Here is a 2,583-nt window from a genome sequence, read left to right on the forward strand (position 1 = left end):
GAGGCGGCCGGGGCGGCTGCCCACAACGTACCGGCGGGCGGTTCGCACGAGGGCGTGCCCGCGGGTGGTGGGCACCCGGCGGCGGAGGCGGCCGGCGGCGCGGCCCATGCGGCACCGCACCCGGCGGCGGACGGCGGCGGTTCCGCGCAGTCCCAGGCCCATCCTGCGGCTCCGTCGGCGGAGCACGGGACCACGGGTGGCGGCTCGCCGTTGCACGCCTCAGGTCACGGTGGTGAGGGAGGCACGCCCGCCCACGGTCCTTCGGCCGCGGCGGAGGGCGGGGCCCCCGGGCACGCCGAGGCCCCGCCCGCCCACGGCGGAGGCACGCACGCGCCGGCCACGGAGGCCCCGGCCTCGACGGCTGCCGGTGCGCACGCGCCGGTGTCCGAGGGGACGCCGGCCCAGCACGTCGGCCCCGCCGCGCAGCACGAGCCGGCGCCTGCGGCGGCCACCGGCCCCCACGAGGGCGCGGCGACGCCCGCGGCGAGTCACGCCTCCTCCCTGCCGCCGGTGCACGACGGTGGCCCGGTCAGCGCGCCTTCCACGGCGGCGCACGAGACGCCGCTGCCGGCCGGTGGTGGCCACCACGGGGTGGATCTGCCGCAGGTGCATCTGGAGGGTGGTGCCGGGTCGGTGTCGCATCCGGTGGCGGAGGGTTCACGGCCGGTGTTGCAGCACGGGGTGGATTTGCCGCAGGTGCATCTGGAGGGTGGTGCCGGGTCGGTGTCGCATCCGGTGGCGGAGGGTTCGCGGCCGGTGTTGCAGCACGGGGTGGATCTGCCGCAGGTGCATCTGCAGACCGACGCCACGTCCCCTGCCGCATCGGAGGCGCCGGTCCGTCCGGTCGGGGCCGGGGCCGACGAGATCCGGCTCGCGGGCCCGGCGGAAGGGCCCTCGTCCGGCGCCGTCCGCCCGGTGGGCGGCATGCCGGACGTCCACGGGATGCCGGTCCTGCACAGCAGCGCCACCGCGCCCGTCGCCGGTACGTCGGCCTCGGCGGCCGCGCATCCCACCGCGCAGCCGGGTCATTCGCCAATTCCGGCGGAGTTCCGTACCGGCCCGGTCCGTCCGGCCGGGGAGCCTCACCTCCCGGGGGTCCGCACCGAGCCGGCACCCGCACGGAGCGAGGCGGTGAGGCCGGGACGCTCCCTGCACGAGCACCCCGCCGGGCCGTCGCTGGTCTTCCCACCCCAGAAGTCCGCGTTCGACAAGGTGCTCCACAAGGCGTCGCTGGTCTTGCCGCTCCAGAAGTTCGCGCGGGGCAACGGGCCGCAGAGGCTGGTGCACGACTCCTTCAACGGCTCCAACAGCCTGTCTTCGCTGCATGAGCACCTGCCGCACAAGAGCCGTTGGGGGATGCACCTGCGCCCGGTGATAGGCGACGGGACTCCTCTTGAGGGCACCCATCTGAACAAGCGCACCCAGACGTTCAAGAGCAATCTCGACCCGGTAACCCTCAACGACCTTACCGGCCGACTCAGGAATGGGGTCCGGACGGTGGGCGAGCGAGTCCTCCAGGGGCTGCCCGGCTACAAGTACGAGCTCACGCCGGCCGAACAGCTCGAGATGCTGGGGCGTCAGGACTACCGGAGCGCCGACTACTGGAGGGGGCAGGACGCCCGCCGCGCGCAGCTTGACGAGATGGTGGCGGCCAACGCGGAGCGGCAGCCGGCCGGCCTGCATCAGGATGCCCTGGCCAACGTTGACCGGGTGCTGAGAGATGCCACCGACGCCATCTCGGGTGCCCGTAACATCCTTGAGGTGCACGACGGTTTCGTCCTGGGGGAGAACCACAATTATTCGCGGAGCTGGCCGTTCCTCAAGGACAACATGGCGGCGCTGCGCGGTGCGGGAGTCGACACCGTCTACCTGGAGGCGCTGCGCGGCGACAGCTTCCAGAAGCACATGGAGGAGTTCATGGGCTCCCCGCGCGGCGCGGCGATGCCGCCTGAGCTCGACTTGATGATCAAGCGGTACGACCGTAACTGGCACTCGCTGGAGGGCAACGGTCTGCACGACATGGTGCAGGAGGCCAAGGCGCAGGGAATGCGAGTCCAGTTCGTGGACGGACTTCCGGCGGCTAAGGGGCCGGGAGAGTGGGGTCTGTACCAGCGTGCGGGGCGTTTCAACACCTATGCGGCCGATGCCATCGCGGCGGATGTCGGCCGGGCGGGGAAGTACGTGTTGGTCGCCGGTGCGGCGCACGCCCGCCCGCACAACCTGCCGGATCCGGAGCTGCCGCTGCCCGAGGGGATGGCCCGCCCCACGCACGCGGCGCCCGGGCTCTCCCAGCTGCTGGATGTGCCGGCACTGGAGCTGGGGCCGAGGCGGACCGCCGACGAGAGCGGTCAGGGCGGGGATGTGCTTGCCGAGCCCGGCCCGGAGGTGCTGAGCCGCATCGTGCCGTAGGGCCGTTCCCGGCGCCGGCTCCGGCGCCGGGCAGGCCGTTTCACCCCCCTGACCGCCCGGTCGCGCGCGCCCCCTCCCCGCGCGGGGCCCGGCGGGGGGGCCGCCCCCGGGGGGGGCGTTCGGGAGGGCGGGGGGGGGGGGTAGAGGGTTAATGGAAAGGGTTGGGTAGGTGTG

The 2,583-nt window shown here is 73.8% G+C and carries 1 protein-coding gene; it reads left to right on the forward strand.

Going from position 1 to position 2,583, the window contains the following annotated elements; genetic code table 11:
• Nucleotides 1-381: 381 nt before the first annotated feature.
• Complete coding sequence (locus ABZ885_RS39275; RefSeq protein ID WP_360199704.1) at nucleotides 382-2,409, forward strand: hypothetical protein; 2,028 nt, start codon at nucleotides 382-384, stop codon at nucleotides 2,407-2,409.
• The last annotated feature ends 174 nt before the right edge of the window (nucleotides 2,410-2,583 follow it).

The organism is Kitasatospora sp. NPDC047058 (genome assembly GCF_040643935.1).
In the GTDB taxonomy this organism is placed as follows: domain Bacteria; phylum Actinomycetota; class Actinomycetes; order Streptomycetales; family Streptomycetaceae; genus Kitasatospora.